Here is a 12,390-nt window from a genome sequence, read left to right on the forward strand (position 1 = left end):
GCGCCCCTGACGTCTATCCCGACGGGGACGGACTCCCGGCCGGGAGTCCGGCGTACATCCGGAGGAGGAACCGTGAGCAGCACGCCGAGCGGCGCCCCCGAGGCGCCGGGGCGCGCGGCGGAGCCCGAGGACGCCCGCCGCGGATACATCGCGCCGATGCCGACCGACGCCGACGAGGCCCGCGCCGACCGCGAGATGGCCGCCGCGGAGCGGGCGGTGGCGCAGGGTGGCGCCGGCGCGGAGCAGACCCGCCGGATCGGCCGGATCGCCCAGGCGCGTACCCACGAGGAACGACGCCGGCTCTGGCTCGAGGGCTGAATCCTTACGGGGGCCCGCCGCGTGTGAGTGGCTACCCCTTCGCGTCGACGGGAGCCGTGGCGTCTGCTTGTGTGACTCGCCATGAGCATCCCGTCGGACCTCGAGATCGCCCAGAAAGCGACGCTGAAGCCGCTGGACGACGTCGCCGCGGCCATGGACCTGCCTCCCCACCTGTTGGAGATGCACGGCCGCGACGTCGCCAAGATCGAGCTCGACGCCATCGACGCCATGGCCGATCGCCCGCGAGCCAAGTACGTCGTCGTGACCGCGATCACACCGACGCCGCTCGGCGAGGGCAAGACGACGACGACCGTCGGGCTCGGGCAGGCGTTCTCGCACATCGGCAAGCGCGGGGTCGTCGCGATCCGGCAGCCGTCGATGGGGCCGACGTTCGGGATCAAGGGCGGGGCCGCGGGTGGCGGCTACTCGCAGGTCGTCCCGATGGAGAAGTTCAACCTCCATCTCACCGGTGACTTCCACGCCGTGACGAGCGCCCACAACATGCTCTCGGCGGTGCTGGACAACCACCTCTACCAGGGCAACGCGTCGGGCCTCGATCCCTATCGCGTGACCTGGCGGCGGGTGCTCGACGTCAACGACCGCGCGCTGCGCAACGTCGTCACCGGGCTCGGCGGCCGGATGGACGGGGTCCCCCGCGAGTCCGGCTTCGACATCACCTCGGCGTCCGAGGTGATGGCGATCCTCGCCCTGTCGAACTCGCTCGAGGAGATGCGCGCGCGGCTCGGTCGCATCGTCGTCGGGTACACCCGCGACGGCGACGCGGTGACCGCCGAGGACATCCACGGCTCGGGCGCGATGGCGGCGCTCATGCGCGACGCGCTGAAGCCGAACCTCATGCAGACGCTGGAGAACACGCCGGTCCTGGTGCACGCCGGGCCGTTCGGCAACATCGCGCACGGCAACTCCTCGATCGTCGCCGACCGCATCGGCATCCACGGCGGGGACTACCTCGTCACCGAGGCCGGGTTCGGCGCCGACATGGGCGCGGAGCGGTTCTTCAACATCAAGTGCCGGGCGTCCGGGATGACGCCCGACGCGGCCGTCGTCGTCGCGACCGTGCGGGCGCTCAAGGCCCACTCCGGCAACCACAAGATCGTCGCGGGGAAGGACCTGCCCGAGGCGCTGCTCGCGGAGAACCCCGACGAGGTGCGCCAGGGCGGGGCGAACCTGCGCAAGCAGATCGAGAACATGCGCATCCACGGCGTCTCGCCGGTGGTCTGCATCAACGCGTTCCCGACCGACCATCCCTCCGAGCACCAGGCGATCCGCGAGATCGCCGAGGAGATGGGCGCGCGGGTCGCCGTGTCGACGCACTTCTCCGACGGCGGGCGCGGCGGCGCCGAGCTCGCGGAGGCGGTGGCCGAGGCGGCGAACGAGCCGTCGAACTTCCAGCTGCTCTACTCCGACGACACCCCGCTGCGCGAGAAGATCGAGGCCGTCGCGACGAAGGTCTACGGGGCGGACGGCGTCGACTACGCGCCCGCGGCGAACTCCTCGATCGACCTCTACGAGCGCAACGGCTTCTCGAACCTGCCGGTGTGCATCGCGAAGACCCACCTGTCGATCTCGTCCGACCCGAAGCTGCTCGGCGCGCCGACCGGCTGGCGGATGCCGGTGCGGGAGGTGCGCGCGTCGGTCGGGGCCGGGTTCGTCTACCCGATCTGCGGCGACATGCGGACGATGCCGGGCCTGGGCAAGAACCCGGCCGCGCACCAGATCGACGTGAAGCCCGACGGGACCATCGTGGGGCTGTTCTAGGTGCGCTGCGCGCTCGTGAGCACAAATGGTCGCTATAGCGACCATTTGTGCTCACATGCCGGAGGCACCTCGTGAAGGCGCTCGGCGACGTGCCGCTGGGCACGTTCGCCGAGGCCCTGGCGGCCCGCGGTCCCGGGCCGGCGGCGGGGTCGACGGCGGCCGCCACGACGGCGCTCGCCGCGGGGCTGGCCGGGAAGGTCGCGCGGGGTGCCGCGCGCACCGACCCGGCGGCGCTCGACCTCGCCCACGAGCTCGACGGCCTCCGCGCGCAGGCCTTGACCCTCGCCGACGACGACGTGGCCGCCTTCTCCGGCTTCCTCGCCGCCCGGAACTCCCCGGGCGGCGCGGCCGGGGCCACCGAGGCGATCGTGCAGGTGCCGATGGACGTGCTCGGCGCCGCGTGCCGGGTCACCGAGATCGCCGCGGCGCTCGCCGAGCACGGTCCGGACGCCCTCACCGGCGACGCCGTCACCGCCGCCCTGCTCGCCGCGGCGGCGGCGGAGTCGGCGTCCGCGCTGGTGGGGGCCAACATCGCGGACACCGGCGAGGTCGCGGGCGGTCTCGACGGCTGGGGCGACCCCCGGGTCGAGGCGGCCGAGGAGCGCGCGGGGGAGGCCCGGCGGCTGGCCGAGCGGGCGGCGTTCTGACGTGGAGCCCGTCCGCGTCGAGATGACCCGCGGCGACGTCGTCGAGTCCGTGCACGCGGTGTCGCTGGTGGTCCTCGATCCCGACGGGACGCCGGTCACGACGGCGGGCGAGGTCGACCGGCCGGTCTACGGCCGCTCTTCGCTCAAGCCGGCCCAGGCCGTGGCCGTGCTCGAGACCGCGGGCGCCGACCTGACCGACGCCGAGACCGCCCTCGCCGCGGGATCGCACTCGGGCGAGCGCCGCCACCTCGAGGCGGTCACGGCGCTGCTGGCCCGCCACGACCTCACCCCCGACGCGCTGCGCTGCGTCCCCGATCTCCCGCTCGGCGCCGACGCGGCCCGGGCCTGGCTCGCCACCGGGCACGGCCCCGAGCCGCTGGCCATGAACTGCTCGGGCAAGCACGCCGCCATGCTCGTGGCGACCGGCGGCGACCCGGGATACCTCGACCCCGGCCATCCGCTGCAGCAGCGCTGCCGCGCCGCGGTCACCGCCCTCGCCGGCCCGGTCCTCACCGCGAGCACCGACGGCTGCGGGGCGCCGGCCTTCGCCACCACGCTCACCGACCTCGCCCGGCTCCCGTGGCGCCTCGCCCGGGCCGGGGAGGGGACGACGGCGGGTCGGGTCGCGGCCGCGATGCGGGCCCATCCGTGGCTGGTGGCGGGCACCGGGCGCCTGGACACGGTGCTGATGACGGAGGTCCCGGGCGTCCTGGCCAAGAGCGGGGCCGAGGGTGTGCTCGTGGTGGCGCTGCCCGACGGCAGGGCCCTCGCGGCGAAGGTCGACGACGGCCAGGCCCGCGCGCTCGGCCCGGTCCTGGCAGATCTCCTCGGCCCCGCGGGGGCACCCGCGCTCACCGCGGTGACCACGCCCGCCGTCGTCGGGGGTGGGCGTCCGGTCGGGGGATGGCGGACCCGGTGGCCGGGGGGTTCACCCGCCGACTCGGCCGAGTGATGTCACGAAACGTGTCGGAGGGGTGACGTCGGATGGGCGATCACGGTGTGGGAGTCTGACGCTCCTGCGCCATCCCCGGGTCGAGTTCCGGCTCCCCCGTTCCGTGAGGAGTCCGCATGCCCCTCTGTGTGGTTGCGGCCGCCGACCCCGACGTCCGTGAGCGGGTGGCGCGCACGATCGACGCCGGCTTCGACCGGATCACGGGCGTCGATCTCGGCGACCTGCTCGTGACCGTCGCCCGCGAGCAGCCCGACCTGGTCGTCGTGGCCGCGGACGTCTCGACCGGGGGCCCCGGCTCGTCCTGGAGCGTGGCGGTGACGGCGATCCGCGCGGCGGTGCCGGATCTCGCCGTCCTCGTGGCCGGTCCGCCCGACGCCGGGCGCGACGCCGAGCACCGGCTGGCCGCCACCGCCCTCGACCTCGGCGCGCGGGGATTCCTGCGCTCGGGCGAGGAGATCGGCCCCCGGCCGTTCGCCGCCGGACGGCGCCCCTCCTCGGCGGAGCTCTCCCGGCGCGAGCTCGACGTCCTGCTGGGCATGACCGAGGGCCTGTCCAACTCCGAGATCGCCGCGGCGCTGGAGCTGGCCGAGGACACCGTCAAGACCCACGCCCGCCGGCTGTTCCGCAAGCTCGGGGCAGGGGATCGGGCCGACGCCGTCGCGCGCGGATTCCGGCAGGGCATCCTGCGCTGACGACCGGGGGCCGGTCGTCCGACGTCGCACGACCGCGCCGTCGTCGTGGCCTGCGCGACGTTGACCCGGACACGCGCCGTGTGGTGACCTCTTCCGTTGACGGACGGGAGGAAGCCGGTGCGAATCCGGCGCGGTCCCGCCACTGTCACCGGGGAGCGGACCCCACGCATGGCCACGGCCGGGAGACCGGCGGGAAGGCCGGGGCGAGCAGCGATCCGGGAGCCAGGAGACTCCTGCCGTCGCGACGTGCCACCTGCCGCCGTCCCGTCGAGGGGCTGCGGCCGATCGGGCGAGGAACCCGAGGAAGGCCTGCGATGACGCACGTTCCTGAATTCGGCCGGACCCCGGCCTCCGCCGGCCCGCGCGCGCTGCGGCGCCGCACCGGCTGCCCCCGCCCGGACGTCCGCGACCGTCTGATCGGCGAGCTCCGCAGCGCGCTCGCCGCGGCCTGGATCGCCGAGGACCCGTTGCCGCTGGAGCACCTGGGAGCGGGTCCGGTCCGGTCACGGGCCGAGGTCCTCGCCCGGGTCGACTCGCTGGCCCACGAGCTGTGCGAGCGCATGGACGCCGAGGGCTGGGACCCCGGAGCCGCGCCGCTCGCCGTGACCTCCGTCCTCGCCGCGTCGGTGCCGGCCGCGGAGGCGCTGCTGCTGCGCGCCGCCGCCCGCCCCGACGGCCGGGCGCGGGAGGTGCGGTGACGTCGGTCCCGGTGACCGGCCCGCTCGCCGACGTCGACCTGGCCCACCACGGCGACGCCGAGGTCGGTCCGGGTCTGGTCGACCTCGCCGTCAACGTCCGGGCCGGGACCCCGCCCGCCTGGCTCGCCGCGCGTCTCGCCGACGCGCTGACCGGGCTCGCCGCCTACCCGGACGCCACCGCCGCCCGGGCCGCCGCGGCGCGCGCCCACGGCCGCAGCCCTGACCAGGTGTGGCCGGTCGCCGGGGTCGCGGAGGCGTTCGTGCTGCTCGCGCGGGCCCTGCGGCCCCGGCGCGCGGTCGTCGTGCACCCGCAGTTCACCGAGCCCGAGGCGGCCCTGCGCGCCGCGGGCCACGACGTCGAGCGGGTCCTGCTCGACGGCGCGCTGCGCCTCGACCCGGCGCTCGTGCCCGACGACGCCGACCTCGTCGTCGTCGGGAACCCCACCAACCCGACCTCGGTGCTGCACCCGGCCGAGGTCGTCGCGGCGCTCGCCCGGCCGGGGCGGGTGCTCGTCGTCGACGAGGCGTTCGCGGACACCGTGCCCGGCGAGTCCGAGTCGCTGGCCGCGCGCACCGACCTGCCCGGGCTCGTCGTGCTGCGCAGCCTGACCAAGACCTGGGGCCTCGCGGGCCTGCGCGTGGGCTACGTCCTCGCCCCGCCTGAGCTCGTCGACCGGCTCGCCGCCGCGGCGCCGCCGTGGTCGGTGTCCACGCCCGCGCTGGTCGCGATTGAGGCGTGCACGACGGCGGCGGCGCGGGCCGAGGCGGACTCCGCGGCCCGGGATCTCGCCGCGGACCGCGCGCACCTGATCGCCGCGCTCGCGGCAGTGCCCGGGGTCGAGGTCCGCGGCGACCCGGCCGCGAGCTTCCTGCTGCTGCGGACCCCGGGGCGGACGGACGTCCGGGCGGCGCTGCGGGACCGGGGCTGGGCGGTGCGCCGCGGGGACACCTTCCCGGGTCTGGGCGGTGAGCACGTTCGCGTCGCCGTCCGGGACCGGACGATCAGTGACGCATTCGTCGCGGCGCTGGCAGGTGTGCTGTGAGCGCGCTGGAGGCGGGCGACGCGGCGGCGCTGCACCGCGTGCTCGCGGCCCGCCGCGACGTGCGGACCGGGTTCACCACCGACCCCGTCGACGACGACGTGCTGCGCCGGGTGCTCGCCGCCGCGCACACCGCCCCGAGCGTCGGGTTCTCGCAGCCGTGGGACTTCCTGGTGCTGCGCGACGACGACCTGCGCGCCGAGCTGGCGTCGTTGGCCGCCGACCAGCGCGCGACGTTCGCGGCCTCGCTGCCCGCGGCCCGGGCGCGCGCGTTCGCCGGGCTCAAGGTGGAGGCCATCCGGGAGGCGCCGCTCGGCGTCGTCGTGACCTGTGACCCGACGCGCGGCGGCCGGCACGTGCTCGGCCGGCAGACGCAGCCGCGGATGGCGGCGCACTCGGTCGCCGGGGCGGTGCAGAACCTGTGGCTGGCCGCGCGGGCCGAGGGCCTCGGCGTCGGCTGGGTGAGCTTCTTCCGCGAGCGGGAGCTGGCCGCGCTGCTCGGCGAGCGGGTCGGGCTGCCGCAGCACCTCGAGATCGTCGCGTACCTCTGCCTCGGGCACGTGTCGGAGTTCGCCGGCGCCCCCGAGCTCGAATCCGCCGGCTGGGCCCGGCGCCGACCACTGGAGTGGGCCGTGCACACCGACACCTGGGGCAACCACGGCGGCGGCGACGCCCTCGACGGCGCCATCGAGGCCTGCGCGTCGATCGACGTCACGGAGGGCGAGGCCGCAGCGCGCGAACGGCTCACCCGCATGACCGTGCCGCCCGGGGCGCTGGGGCAGATGGCCGAGGTCGGGGTAAGGCTGTCCGGGCTCGCCGGCGACTGCCCGCCGCCGATCCCCGAGCCCGCCGTCGTCGCGGTGTTCGCCGGCGACCACGGGGTGCACGCCCGCGGGGTGACGCCGTGGCCGCAGGAGGTGACCCACCAGATGGTCGCCAACTTCCTCGCCGGCGGCGCCGCGGTGAACGCCTTCGCGAACCAGGTGGGCGCCGAGGTCGTCGTCGTGGACGTCGGCGTGGCGGCGGAGCTGGACGAGGCGCCGGGGCTGCTGCCGCGCAAGGTCCGGCGCGGGACGGCGGACATGACGGCGGGTCCGGCGATGTCGCGCGAGGAGGCGCGGGCGGCGCTGGTCGCCGGGGTGGAGGTGGCCCGCGACCTCGTGGCGGCGGGCAACCGGCTGCTCGTCACCGGCGACATGGGGATCGCGAACACGACGGCGTCGGCGGCGCTCGTGGCGGCGTTCACCGGGGAGTCGCCGGAGGTGGTCACCGGGCGCGGGACCGGGGTGCACGACGCGATGCTCGCCCACAAGACGGCGGTGGTCCGCGAGGCGCTCGAGCTGCACGGCCTGCTCGCCCCCGATTCGAGCGAAGGTGCCCTTCGGTCGGAACGGCCGGCCGAGGCCGACCCGCTCGGAGCGCTCGCCGCCGTCGGCGGGCTGGAGATCGCGGGCATCGCGGGCCTGCTGCTGGGCGGGGCCGCGCTGCGCACACCCGTCGTCGTCGACGGCGTGGTCGCGGGCGCGGCGGCCCTCGTCGCGGCCGCGCTGGCCCCGACTGCGTCACACGGCTGGCTCGGGGGGCACCGTTCGGTCGAGCCTGCCCATACCCTGTCGCTGACCCATCTGGGGTTGGAGCCGTTGCTCGACCTCGGACTGCGGGTCGGCGAAGGGACCGGAGCCCTCCTGGCGGCTCCGTTGGTCGCCGCCGCGGCACGGGCGCTCGCCGAGGTCGCGACCTTCGACGCGGCCGGGGTCGCGAGCAAGGACGCCTGAGGACCGGAGGATCGGACCCATCGTGAGCACGGCGAGCACGCTCTACCCCGTCGGTCTCGACCTGACCGGCCGCCGCGTCGTCGTCGCCGGCGGCGGGTCGGTGGCCCAGCGCCGCGTGGCCGGCCTGCTGGAGGTCGGCGCCAGCGTCGTCGTCGTCAGCCCCGCCGTCACCACCGCGCTCGAGGCGCTCGCCGACTCCCGCGAGATCATCTGGGAGGCCCGCGAGTACGCCGCGGGCGACCTCGACGACGCCTGGTACTGCGTGGCGGCCACCGACTCGGCCGAGGTCAACGCCGAGATCGCCGCGGCCGCCGAGGCGCGCCGGGTCTTCTGCGTGCGCGCCGACGCCGCCGACGACGGCACCGCGGTCACCCCCGCCGTCGGGCGGTACGACGACGTCACGGTGGCGGTCCTCGGCGGCGGCGACCCGCGCCGCGCGAGCGGCGTGCGCGACGGCGTCGTCGAGGCCCTGCGCAGCGGCACCCTCGCCGACCGCCGCCACCGCGCGGTGAACCCCGGCGTGACCCTCGTCGGCGGAGGGCCGGGCGACCCGGGGCTGATCACGGTGAAGGGCAGGCAGGCGCTCGCGCAGGCCGACGTCGTCGTCACCGACCGGCTCGCCCCGCAGCCGCTGCTCGACGAACTGCCGCCCGACGTCACCGTCATCGACGCCTCGAAGCTGCCCCGCGGCCGGTACATGAGTCAGGACACGATCAACGCCGTGCTGGTCGACGAGGCCAAGGCCGGCAACCGCGTGGTGCGGCTCAAGGGCGGCGACCCGTTCGTGTTCGGCCGCGGCTACGAGGAGATCCAGGCGTGCGCGGCCGCCGGGATCACGGTGGACGTCATCCCGGGGGTGACCAGCGCGATCTCCGTCCCCGCGCTCGCCGGCGTGCCGGTGACCCACCGTGGGGTGACCCACGAGTTCGTCGTCGTCTCGGGCCACCTGCCGCCCGGGCACGCGGAGTCGCTCGTCGACTGGGATGCGCTCGGCCGGCTGACCGGCACGATCGTACTGCTCATGGCGGTGGAGAACATCGGGCTGATCACCGAGGCGCTCGTCGCGGGTGGCCGGGACCCGGAGACGCCCGCCGTCGCGGTCCAGGAGGGCGGGCTGCCGGGGGAGACGACGGCCCGCGCGACGCTGGCCAAGCTGCCCGGGGCGATCGCCGCGGCGGGGATCCGCCCGCCCGCGGTCGTCGTGATCGGCGCCGTAGGTGCGCTGGCGCGCGTGTGAGCAGAAATTGATGCTCCGGCATCAATTAGTGCTCACGAGCGCGGAGCGCACCTTCCGTCGCGGTGAGCACCTGGATGCTGCCGAACGCCCCGCGCCCGGACACCTGGACCTCCGGCGCCCCCGGCGGCCCGGGCGCACAGGCGGTGTCGCAGTTCGTGCTGCCGAAGATCGTCGTGCCGGTCGTGGTGACGTGGGTGCCGTCGGGGACCACGACCTTCGTCGACCCGAACAGCACGCCCACCTGCACCGTCGACTCCCCGGGCGCGACCTGCACGGTGCGGCTGCCGAACACCGCCGCGCCCTGGTCGGCGGAGACGACGCCGGGCGCCACGATCGCCACGACGGCGACCACGACGAGGCCGAGGAGTCCGCGCCTGCCCCGGTGCCGTCCGTGGTGCTCGGGTTCCGGCGGGCGCGCGTCGTCGTGCCAGGCCGGCTCGGTGGCCGTCGTCGGCCGCTCGTCGGGGGCGGGCTGCGGCACGGGAGCCGGCAGATCCGCGATCAGCGGGTCCAGCTCGCTGCGGAACCTCGCCGCGTAGGCCGCCTTCGCGCGCTCGTCGTACTCGACGAGGGTCAGCATCCCGTCGTCGTGGGCGGCCCGGAGCCGGTCGTCGATCTCGCGCCGTTCCCGGTCGCCGATCCGCAGTTCCCCGTCCCCCACGTGACCCATCCTGGCCCGCGGACGCGGCGGTGGCGAGGGAGTCGGCCGTCAGCCCCCGAGACCGGCCCGGCCCGCTGCCCACGCGGCCGCGCCGCAGACCTGGCCGTTGGGGGCCGTCGCGCCCGGGTCGTCCGCGCCGGCGAGCGCGCAGCCGGTCCGGGCGGCCAGCCAGTCGCGGATGCCCGGCAGGGCCGCGACGCCCCCGCGCACCAGCAGCGGCGGCCGGCCGGCGTCCGCGTCGTCGAGCAGCCCGACGACGGCCGCGCCCACCTGCTCCAGTGCCGGGGCGAACATCGGGCCCAGGTCGGCGTGGGTGAGCCGGACGACGCCCGGCGCCGGGTGCTCGGGCGCCAGGACCGGCACGTCGACGTCGACGGACCCCTCGGTGCCCAGCCGGGTCTTCGCGTCGTGCACGCCGCGGCGCAGCCAGAACCACGCGCGGTGGGCCTCGACGTCGCTGGAGAACCGGATCCGCTCGGCCAGCGCGGCGGGGGCGCGGTCGAGGACCAGCTGGGTGAGGGCGTCGTCGAGGGACTCGGCGCCGACGTCGACGGTCCGCGCGGGGACCCCGGCGCGCAGCGTCGCCGTGGTGGTGGCGGGGTCGGGTGCCTCGCGGTCGACGAGCGCGACCTCCGTGCCGCCCCCACCCAGATCGGCGACGACGACGGGGCCGGAGCCGCCGAGCCGGATCGCGGCGGCCTCGGGCGCGGCGAGCAGGGCGAGCTCGACGTCGCCGCCGTCCGCGATCGCGCCGAGCGCCGAACGACCGGCCACGAGCAGCGCCGCGGGGCCGGTGTCGGGATCGGTCCACGACGCCGGGTGGAGCAGGGTCAGGACGGCCGGTGGGGTGCCGCGGCGGCCCGCCTCGGCCTGCAGGACGCGGGCGACGAGCGCGGTCGCGACGTTCACCGCCGTCGTCGGGCGGGGCCAGGTCGCGAGCAGCGGGTCGTCGGGGCCGCCGGTGGCCGCGGCGAGGTAGGAGCGGCCGCGCAGCACGGCGGCCTGCGGGTCGGCGTGCGCGGCGTCGAGGGCCGGGCGGCCGGCGAGGACGGTGCCATCGGTGCGGGAGAGCACCACCGAGGGCACCGTGGCGTCACCGTCGACCCGGACCGCGGCGACCCGGGTCCAACCGTCGGCGGGGTCGACGTCGGCTGTGGCTCCCGTCGTCGTCGAGGTGCCGTGGTCCACCGCCAGCACCCAGCGCGGGTCTCCCATGCGCACACCCTAAGGGCGCCCGTCACGGCGTGATCTCGCCCGTCCCGTGCTCAGGCGGGGCGCAGCCGCACCGGCAGTCCGGCGAGGGCGTGGATCAGCACGCTGTGCCGGTAGACGACCTCGTCGAGGCCCACCGCGGGCTCGAGGTCCGGGTACTGGTCGAGCAGCGTCTCGAGCGCGACCTCGCCCTCGAGCCGGGCCAGCGAGGCGCCCAGGCAGAAGTGGATGCCGTGGCCGAAGGCGAGGTGCCCGGAGAGGTCGCGGTCGGCGTCGTGCAGCTCCGGGGCGTCGAAGCGGGCCGGGTCGCGGTTGGCGGCGGCGAGCGAGAGCGTCACGGTCGCGCCCGCGGGGATCGTCACCCCGCCGAGCTCGACGTCGACGGCGGCGAAGCGGGCCGGGGCGTTCGACACCGGGGAGCCCCACCGCAGGAACTCCTCGACCAGCGGCGCGAGCGGCTCGCCCGCGGCGCGGGTCGCGACCACCCGGGCGCGCAGATCGGGGTCGCGCAGCAGCGCGAACACGCTGTTGGTGACCAGGTTCGCAGTCGTCTCGTGGCCGGCGATGAGCAGGATCATGCCCATCGCGACGATCTCGGTGTCGGACAGGCGGTCGCCGTCCTCGGAGGCGACGACGAGCCCGGAGAGCAGCGCGTCGTCGGGCTCGGCGCGCTTGGCCTCGACGAGCTCGGCGAGGTAGGCGGCGAGACTGGCCGACGCCTGCTCCTTGGCCGCCTGGGGCGAGGAGTCGATCATGGTGTTCGACCAGGTCGCGAAGGCCTCGCGGTCCACCGGCGGGACGCCCAGCAGCTCGCAGATCACCGCCATCGGCAGCGGGACGGCGTAGGTGGCCACGAGGTCGACCGGCTGGTCCGGCGGGAGTGCGTCGAGCAGCGAGGAGGCGATCTGCTCGATGCGCGGCCGCATCGCCGCCACCCGCCGCACGGTGAACGCCTGGACGACGAGCTTGCGCAGCCGGGTGTGCACCGGCGGGTCGTTGAGCAGCAGCATGTGCCCGGACGGACCCGGGATCAGCGGCTCGGCGGGGCGCTCGGCTTCGGGCAGCAGCGCCCGGGGGTCCTTGGCGAGGCGGGGGTCGGTGAACGCGGCGCGCACGTCGGCGTAGCGCGTGACCAGCCACGTCGACCCGCCGTCGGGCAGGTCGACCTCGCGCACCGGGGCGATCTCGCGCAGCCGCGACAGCGTGGCGTACGGGTCGACCCAGTAGTCGTCGGTGAAGACGGGGCCGGTGGCGAGGTCGGCGGTCATGACGGCGAGTGTGGCACCGCGGCCGTCGGGTCCGGGTGATTTCGGTGAGGGTTCGCTCAATGAAGCTCGCCGCCGGACCGGAACGAACGGCACGTTCGTCACCTTCGTAGG

Annotated in this window: 12 protein-coding genes and 1 riboswitch; of the genes, 9 read left to right on the forward strand and 3 right to left on the reverse strand. The window is 76.0% G+C overall.

What is annotated here, in order from left to right; translation table 11 throughout:
- The first annotated feature begins 72 nt into the window (after positions 1–72).
- The 9 genes from LQ327_RS08350 to cobA all read left to right on the forward strand — a co-directional run bounded on the left by LQ327_RS08350 (position 73) and on the right by cobA (position 9,138).
- A complete protein-coding gene (locus tag LQ327_RS08350; protein ID WP_230731505.1) occupies positions 73–318 on the forward strand; it encodes a hypothetical protein in 246 nt (81 codons plus the stop codon).
- Positions 319–399: 81 nt separating this feature from the next.
- Positions 400–2,097, forward strand: coding sequence for a formate--tetrahydrofolate ligase (locus tag LQ327_RS08355; RefSeq protein WP_230731508.1), 1,698 nt, complete (start codon positions 400–402; stop codon positions 2,095–2,097).
- A 71-nt stretch (positions 2,098–2,168) separates the two neighbouring features.
- The gene (locus tag LQ327_RS08360) at positions 2,169–2,744 is read left to right on the forward strand and encodes a cyclodeaminase/cyclohydrolase family protein (protein WP_230731510.1); all 576 of its coding nucleotides are present in this window, start codon (positions 2,169–2,171) and stop codon (positions 2,742–2,744) included.
- Between the two features lies 1 nt (position 2,745).
- Complete coding sequence (locus LQ327_RS08365) at positions 2,746–3,696, forward strand: asparaginase (RefSeq protein ID WP_230731512.1); 951 nt, start codon at positions 2,746–2,748, stop codon at positions 3,694–3,696.
- A 116-nt stretch (positions 3,697–3,812) separates the two neighbouring features.
- Positions 3,813–4,388, forward strand: a complete 576-nt coding sequence (locus LQ327_RS34635; protein ID WP_308286269.1) for a helix-turn-helix transcriptional regulator — start codon at positions 3,813–3,815, stop codon at positions 4,386–4,388.
- A 77-nt stretch (positions 4,389–4,465) separates the two neighbouring features.
- Positions 4,466–4,636: riboswitch (cobalamin riboswitch) on the forward strand.
- A 66-nt stretch (positions 4,637–4,702) separates the two neighbouring features.
- Positions 4,703–5,086 carry a hypothetical protein gene (locus LQ327_RS08375; protein WP_230731514.1) on the forward strand — a complete coding sequence of 128 codons (384 nt, stop codon included), beginning with the start codon at positions 4,703–4,705 and terminating at the stop codon, positions 5,084–5,086.
- The gene (gene cobC, locus LQ327_RS08380; RefSeq protein ID WP_230731516.1) at positions 5,083–6,129 is read left to right on the forward strand and encodes an Rv2231c family histidinol phosphate aminotransferase CobC; all 1,047 of its coding nucleotides are present in this window, start codon (positions 5,083–5,085) and stop codon (positions 6,127–6,129) included. Before LQ327_RS08375 ends, cobC begins: the two co-directional genes overlap by 4 nt.
- Positions 6,126–7,901, forward strand: coding sequence for a nicotinate-nucleotide--dimethylbenzimidazole phosphoribosyltransferase (gene cobT / locus LQ327_RS08385; RefSeq protein WP_230731518.1), 1,776 nt, complete (start codon positions 6,126–6,128; stop codon positions 7,899–7,901). The genes cobC and cobT overlap by 4 nt, the downstream gene beginning before the upstream one ends.
- 22 nt (positions 7,902–7,923) lie before the next feature.
- On the forward strand, positions 7,924–9,138 hold the full coding sequence (cobA, locus tag LQ327_RS08390; protein ID WP_230731520.1) for a uroporphyrinogen-III C-methyltransferase: 1,215 nt from the start codon (positions 7,924–7,926) through the stop codon (positions 9,136–9,138).
- Between the two features lie 25 nt (positions 9,139–9,163).
- On the opposite strand, the gene LQ327_RS08395 is transcribed toward cobA, so the two are convergent.
- The 3 genes from LQ327_RS08395 to LQ327_RS08405 are packed head-to-tail and all read right to left on the reverse strand — an operon-like array spanning position 9,164 to position 12,279.
- A complete protein-coding gene (locus LQ327_RS08395; protein ID WP_230731523.1) occupies positions 9,164–9,799 on the reverse strand; it encodes a DUF1707 SHOCT-like domain-containing protein in 636 nt (211 codons plus the stop codon).
- Positions 9,800–9,847: 48 nt separating this feature from the next.
- Positions 9,848–11,014 (reverse strand): Hsp70 family protein, encoded by a 1,167-nt coding sequence (locus LQ327_RS08400; protein ID WP_230731525.1) that lies wholly within the window; start codon positions 11,012–11,014, stop codon positions 9,848–9,850.
- A 50-nt stretch (positions 11,015–11,064) separates the two neighbouring features.
- Entirely contained in the window at positions 11,065–12,279 is a 1,215-nt protein-coding gene (locus tag LQ327_RS08405) for a cytochrome P450 family protein (protein WP_230731527.1), read from the reverse strand.
- Positions 12,280–12,390: the final 111 nt, after the last annotated feature.

This window comes from Actinomycetospora endophytica (assembly GCF_021026375.1).
In the GTDB taxonomy this organism is placed as follows: Bacteria; Actinomycetota; Actinomycetes; order Mycobacteriales; family Pseudonocardiaceae; genus Actinomycetospora; species Actinomycetospora endophytica.

Bases quoted from the DNA above. Each gene is read 5' to 3' on its own strand.
- LQ327_RS08355 (WP_230731508.1), top strand. From the start codon at position 400: ATGAGCATCCCGTCGGACCTCGAGATCGCCCAGAAAGCGACGCTGAAG.
- LQ327_RS34635 (WP_308286269.1), top strand. From the start codon at position 3,813: ATGCCCCTCTGTGTGGTTGCGGCCGCCGACCCCGACGTCCGTGAGCGG.
- LQ327_RS08375 (WP_230731514.1), top strand. From the start codon at position 4,703: ATGACGCACGTTCCTGAATTCGGCCGGACCCCGGCCTCCGCCGGCCCG.
- LQ327_RS08400 (WP_230731525.1), bottom strand. From the start codon at position 11,014: ATGGGAGACCCGCGCTGGGTGCTGGCGGTGGACCACGGCACCTCGACG.
- LQ327_RS08405 (WP_230731527.1), bottom strand. From the start codon at position 12,279: ATGACCGCCGACCTCGCCACCGGCCCCGTCTTCACCGACGACTACTGG.